Source organism: Guyparkeria hydrothermalis, from assembly GCF_023555385.1.
In the GTDB taxonomy this organism is placed as follows: domain Bacteria; phylum Pseudomonadota; class Gammaproteobacteria; order Halothiobacillales; family Halothiobacillaceae; genus Guyparkeria; species Guyparkeria hydrothermalis_A.
This window is the reverse complement of record NZ_JAJSED010000001.1, coordinates 2,209,971-2,223,442: the sequence shown is the minus strand read 5'-3', so window position 1 is coordinate 2,223,442 and position 13,472 is coordinate 2,209,971. Positions and strand designations below refer to the sequence as shown.

Below are 13,472 nucleotides of genomic sequence, written 5' to 3'. Positions count from 1 at the left end.
ATTAGCGTGCGGCGGCAGCCACGGCGTCACGACCCTCGGCGGCGGCCGGCTGACGGGCCCCGGCGATCGTTTTGCGGATGTTGTAACCCATTACCAGCATCCCCGAGAGGAAGAACGCCCCACCGATGGCACGCACGACATACGGGATGTGCATGAACGACACGGTTTCGATGAAGGTGTAGGCGAGGTTGCCGTACTGGTCGAAGGCACGCAGCATCAGGCCCTGGCCGATACCGGCGACCCACATGGAGACGATGTAGAGCACGACACCGACGGTGGCCAGCCAGAAGTGGACGAACACCAGCTTGGTCGAGTGCAGGGTGGTGCCCCAGAGCCGCGGGATGAGGTGATAGAAGGAACCGATCGAGATCATCGCTACCCAGCCCAGCGCGCCGGAGTGAACGTGACCGACGGTCCAGTCGGTGTAGTGCGACAGGGCGTTAACCGACTTGAGCGACATCATCGGGCCTTCGAAGGTCGACATGCCGTAGAACGCCAGCGCGGTGATCAGGAACAGCATGATCGGATCGGTACGCAGCTTCTCCCAGGCACCCGACAGGGTCATGATGCCGTTGATCATGCCACCCCAGGACGGCAGCAGCAGGAGGATGGAGAAGGTTGCCGCGAGGGTCGAGACCCAGTCCGGCAGCGCGGTCCAGTGCAGGTGGTGAGCACCGACCCACATGTAAAGGAACGACAGCGCCCAGAAGTGGACGATCGACAGGCGGTAGGAATAGATCGGACGACCGGCCTGCTTGGGCACGAAGTAGTACATCATGCCGAGGAAGGCGGCAGTCAGGAAGAAGCCGACCGCGTTGTGGCCGTACCACCACTGGGTCATCGCGTCCTGCACGCCCGAGAACAGCGAGTAGGACTCGAGGCTGGTCAGGGAGACCGGTACCTGCAGGTTGTTGAAGATATGCAGCAGCGCGGTGGCCAGGATGAAGGCCATGAAGAACCAGTTCGCCACGTAGATGTGCGGCTGGCTGCGCTTGACCAGGGTCATGGCGTAGACGGCGAAGTAGATCACCCAGGTGACGGTGATCAGCAGGTCGACCGGCCAGATGAACTCGGCGTACTCACGGCCCTGCGTGTAGCCGGCCATGTAGAAGAGCACGCCCAGGCCGATCGAGAGCTGCCAGCCCCAGAAGGTGAGTTCCGGAAGGACCGAGCCGCCCCACAGCCGCGCCTGGCAGGTGCGCTGCACGATGTAGTAGGACGTCGCGAACAGCGCGCTACCACCAAAGCCGAAGATCACCAGCGTCGTGTGCACGGGGCGCAGACGACCGAAGGTGATCTCGGCAATGTTGAAGTTCAAAAACGGCCATGCCAGCTCACTGGCAATATAGACACCGGCAAGCATCCCCAACACGCCCCAAATCATGGCCATGATGGCGAACTTCTTGACGATGCCGTAATTGTACTGCTCGGTTGCTACCGGCACTGCATTGGTGGACATCGTGACCCCTCCAGACTTTTAGGTTCATCCCGGCCGCGGGACGGCCAGACCCTTTTTCTCGGTCGGCAATGATAATCCAATCCCCGGCATACAAAAACCTATGAATTTACTTATCTACTCGCGCCATGAGCGCCACACACTCGTATCAGCAGCGGCTCGCCAACGGCCTTTCAACCAGTTAGGCGGGCAACATCCTGTTCCATAAGCAAACCTGATCTTGTGGCGGGCAAGTTCTATGTGTTGCATCGACGCGACAGCCTCGCGAGCACGACCCCGCGGCAACGCTCACCCGCCCACCATGCCGTGAGCCTCCTGCGGCACGGGCGAAACACCGGTCCCCCATGCCAGGCCATAGACAATTTCATAGGTAAGCGGGATCTGACCGTCGACGGCCTGCTCGGCGAGCGCCTCGCGGAAACGGCGCCACGCCTGCGCACCGGTCATCCCGCGAGACCGCCCCGACTGGGTATTGCCCACGCCGACGCCACGCAGGTCACTGAGCAGCGCATCAACGGTCGGATAGGTCACCGTGACCGTCTCGCGGTCCATTACCGGATCGGCGAGCATGGCGCCGACCAGCGCGTCGCCCAGATCGTGCATGTCGAGAAACTGATGGACATGGGGCGACGGGTCCACGGCTGCCCAGGCACGACGCACCTCGACGAGGCTGTCCGGCCCAAGCGTGGTGAAGGCGAACGGCGCCCCGGAGGACATCACCCGCGCCACCTCCGCGAACAGTGCCGCCGGACGATCACTCCACTGCACGGCAAAGTTCGACACCACCGCGTCCATGCTGCCGCCGACGAACGGCAGCGCATGCATGTCGGCCACGACCCCCTGGCGGTGGAGCGACCACCAGCGGCGACGTGGGAGCCGCCGCAGCATCGCCTCGGCCAGATCCACCCCAATGACGTCGGCCTTGGGGTAGCGCTCGCGCATGGCGCGAACCATCTGCCCCGTCCCGGTGCCCAGATCCAGGATCCGTGCAGGCTCGAGCTTGAGCCAACCGAAACGCTCATCCAGGCGTCGACCGATCTCGTGCTGCACGGCCGCATGCCGGTCGTAGCTTTCGGCCGCTCGGTTGAATCGTTCGCGCACGCGACGCTGGTCAAAGGAAGGCAAGGCAGACATGAAGGCGAAGGGTACTCATTTAATATAGTGTCGTGATTGAGGAGCTGAAGGCCGGCTCTCGCCGCCAACTTCAGCCCGCGCTGAGGCGAGCGGCCAGTGCGGCGGGATCCGCAAACCAGGGAGCGTGACCGGGCTCGGTAAAACGCTGGCAGCACACACGCGGTGACAACGCCAGATGCGACGGCCAGTCGGCTGGCACGAGCGGGTCGTCCTGAGCCAGCCAACATTCGACCGGGGTCGACACGTCCGCCAGAAACGCACGCAGATCCAGCCGGGCCAACCAGTCGAGCCCGCTCACATCGGCCAGCGCCGGATCTCGGCCGGCAACGTCAGGCAGCGCAAAGCGACGGCGAAAGGCCGCCACCGCCGCCATGGGGTGGCGGGCGGCCGCCCGACGCAGGCCGCGCCACTCGGCCTCCGGCACCCCGGGCCAACCCGGCGCCTCGAGAAACCGCGGTGTGGCGTTGACGAGAACCAAGCGGTCGGGGGCGATCCGCCCCTGCCGCAACGCTTCGAGCAGGAGCACGCCACCAAGCGACCAACCCACCCAGACCGAGGGCTCCGGCTCGTCCGCCCGGACCACGTCCTCGCCAAGCCACCCTGCGGCAAAAGACACCCAGTCGAACGCCGAAACCGCATGATCGGCCAGCGCCCGCCGAAGCGGCTCGAACACCGCCGCCGGGTACGACCAGCCGGCCACGAGGCCGACGCGACCTCGCGGCGACTGCCGGGAAGCCATCGGCGCCGCCATGGTCACGACTCACCCCCGAAGATATTCGTTGCCGACCGACCACCCGTTTGCCGCCGGCCGGCTCGACCGCGATAATGGCCGCCCCATTCAAACACCGGGATCACCTCTTGACTGCCCTCGACTGGCCTACGCTGCTCATCGTCGCCCTTGCCGCCTACCTGATCGGCTCGCTGTCCACCGCGGTGATCACCGCGCGCCTGCTCGGCCTGCCCGACCCGCGCTCGGCCGGCTCGGGCAACCCCGGCGCAACCAATGTGCTGCGACTGGGCGGGAAAAAGGCGGCCATTGTCACGCTGGTGGGCGACCTGCTCAAGGGTCTGCTGCCGGTCGTGCTGGCTGCCGCCGTCATCGACGAACCGAACCGGACCGCCGCAATGGGAATCGCCGGGCTGTTCGCGTTCCTCGGGCACCTGTTCCCGGTCTTCTTTGCCTTCAAGGGCGGCAAGGGGGTTGCCACGGCGGCCGGCGCCATCCTGGCCATGGCGCCGGTGGTCGGCCTGGTCGCGATCGTCGGCTGGCTCAGCACGGCATGGGCAACCCGCTACTCGTCGCTCTCGGCCCTGTTTGCCGCCGTGGTCGCCGCCACGCTTGCCACCCTGCTCTCGCCACCCTTCATTGCCCTGGCCGTGTCGGTAATGGCGCTGCTCCTGATCCTGCGTCACCACGGCAACATCCGCCGACTAATCCGCGGCGAGGAGCCACGCATCGGCGAGAAGGCCTCGAAAGCCGATCCCGCCGAGTGATCCCTCGGCCAGCTCAGGCCGCCTCCCCGGGAATCGTCAGTGCATCAAGCGGCCAGCGTGGGCGCACCGAGAACCCCACGGTGGCATCACGCTCACCCGCGACCAGGCGCAGGTAACCAGCCAACGCGATCATCGCGGCATTATCGGTACACAGCTCGATCTCCGGGAAGAACACCCGGCCGCCACGATCGGCCATCATGGCCGTCAGTCGTCGACGCAAGGGGCGGTTGGCGGCAACGCCGCCCGCCACCACCAGCCGTTCCAGCCCGGTCTGATCCAGGGCCCGCTTGAGCTTGATCTCCAGCGTGTCGATCACCGTGCGCTCGAACGAGGCGGCCACGTCCGGATGCGCGCTGCCGCCGGCGATGGCATTCGCCACCGCCGTCTTCAGTCCGCTGAAGCTCAGCTCCAGGCCGGGGCGGTTGACCATCGGCCGAGTGAACGGAATCGCCGCCGGATCGCCCTGCTCGGCGAGCTTCGACAGCGCCGCCCCACCCGGGTAGCCCAGCCCCATTAGCTTGGCCGACTTGTCGAACGCCTCGCCGATGGCATCGTCTATGCTCTCGCCCAGAAGCCGGTAGCGACCCACCTCGAGCACTTCGATCAGCTGGCTGTGGCCACCGGATACCAGCAGTGCCAGAAACGGAAAGGACGGCGGCTCGGCGCTCAGCAGCGGGGCCAGGATATGCCCCTCCAGGTGGTTGACGCCCAAGGCCGGCAGACCGCACGCGGCCGCCAGCCCCTTTGCGAAGGCGGCGCCGGTCATCAGCGCGCCTGCCAGCCCCGGGCCGGCGGTATACGCCACCCCCTCAAGCTCGTCGTAGTCGATCCCAGCCTCGGCCATGGTCTCGCGAGCCAGCAGCGGCAGGCGCCGCATATGATCCCGCGCCGCCAGTTCAGGCACCACGCCACCGTAGGCGGCATGCACGTCGGTCTGCGAATGCACGCGGTGGGCAAGCAATCGCTCCTGCCGACTGTCATAGACGGCCAGCGCCGTCTCGTCACAGGAACTTTCGACTGCCAATACGCGCACGCGCCACACTCCTTAGATACAGGGCCAAAGGTGAACAGGGAAACGGAGGAATGAACCCGAAGGCGACTCGCCACTTGCACACCTCCGGCAACGCTTTATACTACAACACCTTTTATTTTGGGCCGCACGGGTCCGAAGCCAAACATTTCAGTTTCAATTCAACGAGGTGGAACGCATTCATGCCTTCTGTACGTGTTCGGGAAAATGAGCCCTTCGAGGTTGCAGTTCGTCGTTTCAAGCGCTCCTGCGAGAAAGCCGGCATCATCAGCGAGATGCGCGAGCGTGAGTACTACGAGAAGCCGACTGCCGCCCGCAAGCGCAAGGCCGCTGCTGCCGTGAAGCGCAACCAGAAGCGCCTCTCGAAGGAACAAGCGCGCCGCGTTCGCCTGTACTGATCTGTCGCTCGACGGCCTTTACCGCATGAGCACGATCAAGGCGCGCCTGACCGCCGACATGAAAACGGCCATGAAGGGCGGCGAAAAGTCGCGTCTGGCCACGATCCGCATGCTGATCTCCGCGATCAAGCAGCGGGAGATCGACGAGCGCCGCGACGTCTCCGACGACGAGGCCATGGCGATTCTGACCAAGCAGGCCAAGCAGCGCCGCGAATCGATCGCCCAGTACGAATCGGCCGGCCGCGAGGATCTCAAGGCCGTCGAGGAAGCCGAACTGGCGATCATCGAGACCTACCTCCCTCAGCCGCTTTCCGCCGAGGAAATCGAGGCCGCGGTTGCCGACATCATCGCTGCCGAGCAAGCGACCGATCTCAGCCAGATGGGCGCCGTGATGAAAGCGGCCCGCGAGCGCCTGGCCGGACGCGCCGACATGTCGGTCGTCAGCCAGGTCGTCCGCAACCGTCTTTCGGCCTGAGCCGCGGGCGCGGCCACGCCCTCTCGGGCACCCGCCCCGCACGCCGCATTGATCCGAACCATCAATTCGAGAACGAGCCATGGGCGAGACTTTCCAGTTTCTGAACGTTCCGCGACGCGACCCGGAGACCACTCCCGCCGAAGAGCGCGTCCAGCAGTTCAATGAAATCTACGGGCAATTCACACCGGACCACGCCGCCGAGCAGTCCGACCGTTGTCTCGAGTGCGGCAATCCGTACTGCGAGTGGAAGTGCCCGGTCCACAACTACATCCCCAACTGGCTCAAGCTGATCGCCGAAGGCAACCTGCTCGAGGCGGCGGAGATGGCACACAAGACCAACTCCCTGCCCGAGGTCTGCGGTCGCGTCTGCCCGCAGGACCGCCTCTGCGAAGGTGCCTGCACCCTGAATGACGGATTTGGCGCGGTCACGATCGGTTCGGTCGAGAAATACATTGCCGACGAGGCCTTCAAGATGGGCTGGCGTCCGGACATGTCCGACGTGGTGCCCACCGGCAAGCGCGTCGCCGTGATCGGAGCCGGCCCGGCCGGCCTCGGATGCGCGGACATTCTCGCTCGCCACGGCGTTGACGCGGTGGTCTTCGATCGCCATCCGCAGATCGGCGGCCTGATCACCTTCGGCATCCCGTCGTTCAAGCTCGAAAAGCACGTGATGGAGACCCGCCGCGAGATCTTCGAGGGCATGGGCATCGAATTCCGCCTCAACACGGAGGTCGGCAAGGACATCACCATCGACGATATCCTCGAGGAGTACGACGCCGTGTTCATGGGCATGGGCGCGTACAACGCCATGCAAGGGGGCTTCCCGGGTGAGAACCTCGACGGCGTGCACGCCTCGCTTCCCTTCCTGATCGGCAACACCAACCACCTGCTCGACTTTGGTGGCAACTACCCGTACATCAGCGTCAAGGACAAGCGCGTGGTGGTCCTCGGCGGCGGCGACACCGCTATGGACTGCACCCGCACCTCGCTACGTCAGGGCGCGGCCAAGGTAACCACGGTCTACCGCCGTGACGAGGACAACATGCCGGGCTCACGTCGCGAGGTGAAAAACGCTCGCGAGGAAGGCGCACATTTCATGTTCAACCTGCAGCCGGTCGAGATCCTCGGCGAGGGCGGCGAGGTCACGGGCGTGAAGTTCGTCGAGACCCGCCTGGGCGAGCCGGACGAGCGCGGCCGCCGTCGCCCGGTCGCCGTCGAGGGCTCCGAGCAGGTGGTCGAGGCCGATGCCGTCCTGATCGCCTTCGGCTTCCGCCCCTCCCCGGCCGATTGGTTCGAGGACCAGAAGATCGAGTTGGACGCGAGCGGTCGCGTCGTGGTCCACAAGGATCAGAACAAGCCGGAATTCCAGACCAGCAACCCGAAGATCTTCGCTGGCGGCGACATGGTCCGCGGCGCCGATCTGGTGGTTACCGCCGTCTTCGAGGGCCGCAACGCCGCCTTCGGCATTCTCGACTACCTGGACGTGTGATTTGATGACTGCCCCGCTGCAGAACGATCGTCTGCTGCGCGCGCTTGCGCGCCAGCCCGTCGACCGCACCCCGATCTGGATCATGCGCCAGGCCGGGCGCTACCTGCCGGAATACCGCGCCACTCGTGAGCGTGCCGGCAGCTTCATGGACCTGTGCCGCTCGGCGGATCTGGCCTGCGAGGTCACCCTGCAGCCGCTGGAACGGTACGATCTGGATGCGGCGATCCTGTTCTCCGACATCCTCACCATCCCGGATGCCATGGGCCTTGGGCTCAAGTTCGTCGCCGGCGAGGGCCCGGTCTTCGAGCGCCCCGTGCGCTCGGCCGCCGACGTGGCCCGCCTGCCGAAGCCGGACATGGGATCGGACCTGGGCTACGTCATGAACGCCGTGTCCACCATCCGCAAGGCGCTTGACGGCCGCGTGCCGCTGATCGGCTTCACCGGCAGCCCGTGGACGCTGGCGACCTACATGGTCGAGGGCGGCGGCACCAAAGACTTCGCCAAGGTAAAGGGATTGGTCTACAGCGACCCGAAGGCGGCCCACGACCTGCTGGGCCGACTGGCCGACGCGGTCACCGACTACCTCAATGCCCAGATCGAGGCCGGCGCCCAGGCGCTGATGGTGTTCGACACCTGGGGTGGCGTCCTCGCGCCGCACGACTACCGCGACTTCTCGCTGCAGTACATGCAACGCATCGTCGACGGGCTGAACCGGGAGCGCCCGGACGGCAGCTACGTGCCGGTCACGCTGTTCACCAAGGGCGGTGGCCAATGGGCCTCCTGGATCGCGGACACCGGCGCCGACGGTATCGGCCTGGACTGGACCGTGAACCTCGACACGATTCGCGAGAAAGTCGGTGACCGGGTTGCCCTGCAGGGCAACCTCGACCCGAGCGTGCTCTACGCCCCGGACGAGGTGATCGAGCGGGAGGTGGCGCGCATTCTCGAGGAGTTCGGCCCCAACCCCGGTCACGTCTTCAACCTGGGCCACGGCATCCATCAGCACGTGAATCCGGACAAGGTGAAGGTGCTCGTCGATGCGGTTCACCGCCTCAGCGCCCGCGACTGACACCACGGCAACGCCTCAACGAAGAACGCCCCCGGATCCGGGGGCGTTCTTGTTTCCGAGCGATGCGCGCTCAGGCGTGCGTCTCACCGTCGATCAGGGCCTGCAACTGGCCCCGGGAGGCACGGCGCAGCTTGGCTCCACCGGGACCGAGCGGCGCCTCGCGGATGCGTTCCTCGGGGAATACCTCGAGCACCACTTGGTCGCCTCCCGCTCCGAAGGCAAACACCGAGACCCGCTCGCTTCGACCATCACCGTACTGGTAGGTCGTCTCCGATTCCTCGAAAGGGATGTCCCGGGTCAGCAAGCGCTCCATCACGCCCTCGGGAGTGGGCGCAAACAACTGCAGCACGATGGGCGAGTACTCGTCTGCGGTACCTGACAGCACCTCCCCCACCAGCCGGGGTCGGAACTCGGCAAAGAAGTCCATCGCCTCGAGCGCGGCGCGGCGCAGTTCGAGCACCCGCTCACCCTGCTCCGGATGGAACGTAGTCCGGTAACGCGTCAACTCGAGCTCGAGACGCTCGAGATCCGCCGCCAGGAAACGACCGTCCAGCGACTCGCCCAGCGAACGCGCCGCATCCTCCAGCGACGCGTGCAATGATTGCCCGGGCGATTCGGCCGCCTCACGCGCGGCCACGCGCAGCACTTCCAGCGAAGCGGGCCCCATCATCTCCTCCTCGTCGAATGGCCGGCAGGCACCGCCGGCCCTGTCGTGATCAGAACAGACTCTCGATCACCTCTTTCGAGGTGCCCGATGCGGCCGCCGGATCTTCCTTGGGCAGCTCGGCCTCAGGGTTGGTGGAGTCGAAATACTCGCGGATAGCGCCCGGGTGTCCTTCCGGCACGCGCCTGCCGGTGTCCGGATCGATCCAGGCGGTCACGATGCCTTCGGGCGGCTCCTCGCCGTCGACCGGTTCGGGCAGGACATCCCGCATGAAATCGATCCACATCGGCAAGGCGGCGCGCCCGCCGGTCTCGCGGCGTCCCAGCTCGCTGTTGTCACTGAACCCGACCCAGGCAACCCCGACCCAACCGGGACCGAACCCGGAGAACCAGGCGTCACGCTGATCATTGGTGGTGCCGGTCTTGCCGCCGATGTCACGACGCTCGAGCGCCCGCCAGGCGCGCACGCCGGTACCTTCCCGAATCACGCCCTTCAACCCCGTGCGCATCAGGAAGGCGTTCTGCGGACTAATCGCCCGTGGAGCGAGACTGGGATCGGACGTCTCCGCCGAGCAATCATCACAGGGGCTGACGTCAGGGTGCGAGTAGACGGCACCCTCATCCGGGTTGCCCACCTGCGTCACCAGGTAGGGGGACACGCGATAGCCGCCATTGGCAAACACCGAGAAGCCGGCGGCCTGGTCAAGCGGTGTCAGGGTGTAACTGCCAAGCGCCATCGACAGCGTCGGCTTCCAGGATTCCACCGGCAGACCGAAGCGCCCGGCATACTCCAGCACGTTCTGCGGGCCCACCGAGCGCGCCAGTCGGATCGACACCAGATTGACAGAGTGCGTCAGGGCATCCCGCATGCGGCGCATGCCGCCAAAACTACGGCCATAGTTGCTCGGGCGCCAGTCGATCCCCTGGCGAACACCATCCTCGATCACGACCGGAGAGTCGTTGATCAGGCTGGCCCAGGTGAAACCGTGGTGAAGCGCGGCCGAATAGAGATAGGGCTTGAAGCCGGAACCCGGCTGCCGCTCCGCCTGGGTGACGTTGTTGAACTGGCTGTCCTGGAAGAAATCGAAGCCGCCCACCATCGCGCGAATCGCGCCACTGTCCGGATCCAGAGCCACGAAGGCGCCAGTCACTTCCGGGATCTGGGCCAGACGGTATCGAACGCCCTCTTCCTCCTCGATGGATTCCACTCGCACCATGTCGCCGGCCGACAGGACCTCGTTCACTGCCCCGGGTTTCGGGCCGCAACGGTCCACAGACCGGTACTCGCAGGCCCATTTGACCGCTTCGAGGTCGATCGCCACTTCACCGCGATCGCCCACCCGCAAGTTGGCCTTGTCCGCAGCGGCCTCGAGCACGACTGCCGGCAACAGTCCGCCGACCGGCTTGGCCTCCGCCACACGCTCCTCCAGTGCCTCACGATCACCCAGCACGTCACTCCAGTCGGCCTCCGGGCCCCGGTAGCCATGCCGCCGGTCGTAGGCGATCAATGCCGCGCGCAACGCGCGACGAGCCGAGGCCTGTGCCGTCGGGTCAATGCTGGTGTGCACGTTGAGACCCATCTGGTAGGCGTCGTCACCGAAGCGGGCGACCTGATCATGACGCGCCATCTCGGCCGCGAACGGGGCCTTGGTGGTGATCTCGGCGGACGTGAACAGCTCACCCGGCAGCGGTTCCTCCATGGCCCGGTCGAACGTTGACTGGTCGATCATGCCCAGTTTGAGCATCCGACCAAGCACGTAGGCCCGCCGGGCGAGGGCGCGTTCGGGGTTGGTGACTGGATTGGTGGTCGACGGCGCCTTCGGCAAGGCCGCCAGCATGGCAGCCTCGGCAACCGTGAGTTCGGGCAGCGTCTTGTCGAAGTAGACCTGAGCCGCAGCCTTCACCCCGTAGGCACGGTGCCCCATGAAGATCTTGTTCAGATACAGCGAGAGGATCTCTTCCTTGCTGAACGCACGATCGATCTTGATCGCCAGAAGGATCTCGTAAAGCTTGCGCGTGTAGGTCTTCTCGCGACCCAGATAGAAGTTGCGTGCCACCTGCATGGTGATCGTCGAGCCACCCTGCGACTTTTCACCGGTACGCACCAGCTCAATGGCCGCTCGCGCCAGACCGATGAAGTCGACGCCGACGTGCTCGAAGAAGCGATCGTCTTCCGCCGCGACGAAGGCATCGACCACCACCGGCGGGATCTCGTCAAAGGAAACGGGGAAGCGCCGCTGGTTGCCGTACTCCGCAATCAGCCCCCCTTCCCGGTCGTGGATGCGCATCGGCATCTGGTAACGCACCTCACCCAGCTCGTCGACGCTCGGCAACTGAGTGTTGTAAATATGATACAGGACCCCTAGGCCGGCGAGGCCCAGAATCAACCCCAAACCAACCAGATAAAAAATAATCTTGATAAGCTTCATTCGAAATAAGAAATGTGAGTCCCAATGACCGTCAAAGGCGTGTTTGCTCGGGCGCCGTTATCGACAACCGCGGCGGTTATGCCATAGGATGCATATCTGGGAGACAAGGTGCGTGTGTGCGAAACCTTAACGCACGCTCAAAAGGAAGGGAATGACCGTGCCACTATTCAGCGCTAAACCCGCTCGCCTCGGGGTCGACATCAGTTCGACCGCCGTCAAGCTGATCCAGCTGGAGAAACGCCGAGGCGGCTATCGAACCACCGCGTTCGCCATCGAGCCTCTTCCCCAAGGGGCTGTCCAGGGCAAGTCCATCACCGACACGGATGCCGTTGCCGCCGCGCTGGGGCGTGCCGTGCAGCGGGCCCGCATCAAGGGGCGTCACCTCTGCATGGCGGTGCCGACATCCTCGGCCGTCAGCCGGGTGTTGCATATCGACAACCCCGGCGACGAATTCGAGCTTGAGGAACAGGTCCGGCTCGAAGCGGACCAGTACATCCCCTTCCCGATCGACGAGGTCAACTTCGACTTCGAGCCGATCCAGACCGACATTCTCGGCAAGCAGAAGAAACGTCGCGCCGGAGACACCGAAGGCCTCGACGTCCTGATGGCGGCGACCCGGACGGACAACGTCGACAGCCGGATTGCCGTCGCGGAAGCCGCCGGGATGGCGGTTGACGTGGTCGACATCGAGTCGTTCGCCCTCCAGAACGCTTTCACCGAGATACTGGCTCCGACACTTGCTCCGGAGGAACGTTCCCAGCCGGTGGCCGTCTTCGATCTCGGCGACACCACGACCACGCTGAGCATCTTCGTCGACGACGACATCGTCTATACGCGCGAGCACGAGGGCGGCGGCCAGCAGCTGACCAGCGAGATCGCTGCCCAATACGGCCTGTCGCTCGAAGAGGCCGAAGAGCGAAAACGCGACGACAGCCTGCCCGAGGACTACCAGCGCAAGGTGCTGCAACCCTACCTCGACTCGCTGGCGATGAACGTCGAACGCTTCATCCAGTATTACTACTCCGAGTCGAGCGGCAGCACCGTCAATCTCATCCTTCTCGGCGGCGGGGCGGCCAACACCGCCGGCGCCGTCGAGCGAATCAACAACGAGACCGGGGTCGCCACCCGGCTGGCGAATCCGTTCGCTGCACTCGCCAAGGGACCTGGCGTGTCTACCGAGCAGATGTCTCGGCACGGCACCGCAATGCTGATTGCCTGCGGGCTTGCGTTAAGGAGCTTCGACTGATGAGACGAATCAACCTTCTCCCCTGGCGCGAGGAGCGGCGCCAGAAGCGGCAACGCGATTTCGTCGTCCACCTTGTTCTGGCCGCCCTGATCGCCGTGGCTACCGCCTTCGGCATCCACAGCTACATGCAGGCACAGATCGAGTATCAACAGGAGCGCAACGCCTATCTCGAAGGAGTCATCAAGAAGCTCGACCAGCAGATCCAGGCGATCAACGAGCTCAAGAAGCGCAAGGCGCAGCTGACCGCTCGCATGCAGGTGATCGAGAAATTGCAATCGAGCCGGCCGATCATCGTCCATCTGATGGAAAACTTCGTCACCACCCTGCCCGATGGCGTGCAGCTGACGTCGGCGACGGTCACCAACGACGAGAAGATCAGCATCCAGGGCAAGGCTGACGCCCAGGCACGGGTCGCTGCCTACCTGCGGCGACTGAACAGCGCCGATTACATTGGCAGCGCCAGCCTGGTGGGGTCCGGCATTCTCGCGCAGGGTGCTAGTGGCGAGGCGAGCGCCGGTCAGTACGTGTTCTCGATCGAGGCCAAGATCACGCCGCCCAAGGAAGGCGAAGCGGACAAGGAGAACTAAGC

13 protein-coding genes are annotated in these 13,472 nt (G+C 65.0%); 7 read left to right on the top strand and 6 right to left on the bottom strand.

Translation table 11 applies throughout. The features are described from left to right. Position 1: 1 nt before the first annotated feature. The 3 genes from ccoN to LV476_RS10330 all read right to left on the bottom strand — a co-directional run bounded on the left by ccoN (position 2) and on the right by LV476_RS10330 (position 3,341). Positions 2–1,459, bottom strand: a complete 1,458-nt coding sequence (gene ccoN / locus LV476_RS10340) for a cytochrome-c oxidase, cbb3-type subunit I (RefSeq protein ID WP_250075850.1) — start codon at positions 1,457–1,459, stop codon at positions 2–4. 285 nt (positions 1,460–1,744) lie between these two features. Further along, a complete protein-coding gene (bioC, locus tag LV476_RS10335; RefSeq protein ID WP_250075848.1) occupies positions 1,745–2,590 on the bottom strand; it encodes a malonyl-ACP O-methyltransferase BioC in 846 nt (281 codons plus the stop codon). Positions 2,591–2,660: 70 nt separating this feature from the next. Then, positions 2,661–3,341: an alpha/beta fold hydrolase gene (locus tag LV476_RS10330; RefSeq protein ID WP_250075846.1), complete on the bottom strand. Its 681-nt coding sequence runs from the start codon at positions 3,339–3,341 to the stop codon at positions 2,661–2,663. Positions 3,342–3,448: 107 nt separating this feature from the next. On the opposite strand from LV476_RS10330, the gene plsY reads away from it, so the two are divergent. Next, a complete protein-coding gene (gene plsY / locus LV476_RS10325) occupies positions 3,449–4,084 on the top strand; it encodes a glycerol-3-phosphate 1-O-acyltransferase PlsY (RefSeq protein ID WP_250075844.1) in 636 nt (211 codons plus the stop codon). A gap of 13 nt (positions 4,085–4,097) precedes the next feature. On the opposite strand, the gene tsaD is transcribed toward plsY, so the two are convergent. Beyond that, the gene (gene tsaD / locus LV476_RS10320) at positions 4,098–5,117 is read right to left on the bottom strand and encodes a tRNA (adenosine(37)-N6)-threonylcarbamoyltransferase complex transferase subunit TsaD (RefSeq protein WP_250075842.1); all 1,020 of its coding nucleotides are present in this window, start codon (positions 5,115–5,117) and stop codon (positions 4,098–4,100) included. A 179-nt stretch (positions 5,118–5,296) separates the two neighbouring features. Between tsaD and rpsU the strand changes: the two genes are divergently transcribed. From rpsU to hemE, 4 genes are all read left to right on the top strand, one after another. Then, complete coding sequence (gene rpsU, locus LV476_RS10315; RefSeq protein WP_125199564.1) at positions 5,297–5,512, top strand: 30S ribosomal protein S21; 216 nt, start codon at positions 5,297–5,299, stop codon at positions 5,510–5,512. A 25-nt stretch (positions 5,513–5,537) separates the two neighbouring features. Beyond that, the gene (locus tag LV476_RS10310) at positions 5,538–5,987 is read left to right on the top strand and encodes a GatB/YqeY domain-containing protein (protein WP_250075841.1); all 450 of its coding nucleotides are present in this window, start codon (positions 5,538–5,540) and stop codon (positions 5,985–5,987) included. Between the two features lie 79 nt (positions 5,988–6,066). After that, the gene (locus LV476_RS10305; protein WP_250075839.1) at positions 6,067–7,476 is read left to right on the top strand and encodes an FAD-dependent oxidoreductase; all 1,410 of its coding nucleotides are present in this window, start codon (positions 6,067–6,069) and stop codon (positions 7,474–7,476) included. Positions 7,477–7,480: 4 nt separating this feature from the next. Next, entirely contained in the window at positions 7,481–8,545 is a 1,065-nt protein-coding gene (gene hemE / locus LV476_RS10300) for a uroporphyrinogen decarboxylase (protein ID WP_250075837.1), read from the top strand. A 70-nt stretch (positions 8,546–8,615) separates the two neighbouring features. On the opposite strand, the gene LV476_RS10295 is transcribed toward hemE, so the two are convergent. Beyond that, complete coding sequence (locus tag LV476_RS10295) at positions 8,616–9,215, bottom strand: hypothetical protein (RefSeq protein WP_250075835.1); 600 nt, start codon at positions 9,213–9,215, stop codon at positions 8,616–8,618. Between the two features lie 46 nt (positions 9,216–9,261). Beyond that, entirely contained in the window at positions 9,262–11,514 is a 2,253-nt protein-coding gene (locus LV476_RS10290; protein ID WP_250075833.1) for a penicillin-binding protein 1A, read from the bottom strand. Positions 11,515–11,788: 274 nt separating this feature from the next. Between LV476_RS10290 and pilM the strand changes: the two genes are divergently transcribed. Together pilM and LV476_RS10280 are read left to right on the top strand one after the other, a co-directional pair. Further along, complete coding sequence (gene pilM, locus LV476_RS10285) at positions 11,789–12,883, top strand: type IV pilus assembly protein PilM (RefSeq protein WP_250075831.1); 1,095 nt, start codon at positions 11,789–11,791, stop codon at positions 12,881–12,883. Then, on the top strand, positions 12,883–13,470 hold the full coding sequence (locus LV476_RS10280; protein ID WP_250075829.1) for a PilN domain-containing protein: 588 nt from the start codon (positions 12,883–12,885) through the stop codon (positions 13,468–13,470). Before pilM ends, LV476_RS10280 begins: the two co-directional genes overlap by 1 nt. The last annotated feature ends 2 nt before the right edge of the window (positions 13,471–13,472 follow it).